The sequence below is a fragment of the Mycolicibacter algericus DSM 45454 genome (assembly GCF_002086455.1).
In the GTDB taxonomy this organism is placed as follows: Bacteria; Actinomycetota; Actinomycetes; order Mycobacteriales; family Mycobacteriaceae; genus Mycobacterium; species Mycobacterium algericum.
Map to the genome: position 1 here is coordinate 1 of NZ_MVHC01000091.1, position 669 is coordinate 669.

Consider the following 669-nt stretch of genomic DNA (forward strand, 5'->3'; position numbering starts at 1 on the left):
CCGTCGACGGCCACGGTCAACGGCTTGGGTTTGATCACCGCTTTGTGACCGGCATCGGCGATCGCACCGCGCAGATCCCCTGTGCCGTAAGCGGAATCGCCGTACCACTCCCGAACTTCGCCGGCGTCGGCGTCGGCGGCCACGAACTGCTCGGCCACCCCGGGATCGGAGTTTTGCGTCCCGGCGGCCTGGGTCAGCGCCTCGGCGGTGATGATCCCTGTTTCGGGCTCGGCCGCCACGTGCGCCCGGTACCCATCGCGGCGAGCCTCCGGCGATTTGCGGGTGTGCCGGGCCTCGGGGTCCACCGTCGATATCACCCGGTCGGGGGCGACCTTGCGGGCGATGCGCCAGCGGCCATCGGTGCCATCAGAGCCCTCAGCGGGCGTGTCATTCCATCTGTGTAAGTCCGAGGTGGTCCATCATCGGACCGCCGTTGGGGCGGACAGAAGGAGTGTTTTGTGACCAAGTCCACGAAGGCGCCGGCTCAGGACAAGACGGCGGCCCGACGGTTGGCGGAGGCGTTCAGCGCCGACACACTGGATTCGCTGATCGCCGATGCAGTGAAATCGGGGACCCCGATCGACGGCGCGGACGGTTTGCTCAACGAGCTGACCAAGGCCGTGCTCGAGCGTGCCCTGAATTCGGAGTTGACCCATCACCTGGGTTACG

General features: G+C 67.1%; 2 pseudogenes. One reads left to right on the plus strand and one right to left on the minus strand.

What is annotated here, in order from left to right:
• A pseudogene (locus BST10_RS22220) lies at window positions 1-317 on the minus strand (IS5/IS1182 family transposase); the annotation flags it as partial.
• 192 nt (window positions 318-509) lie between these two features.
• Here BST10_RS22220 and BST10_RS22230 point away from each other — a divergent pair.
• A pseudogene (locus tag BST10_RS22230) lies at window positions 510-669 on the plus strand (IS256 family transposase); the annotation flags it as partial.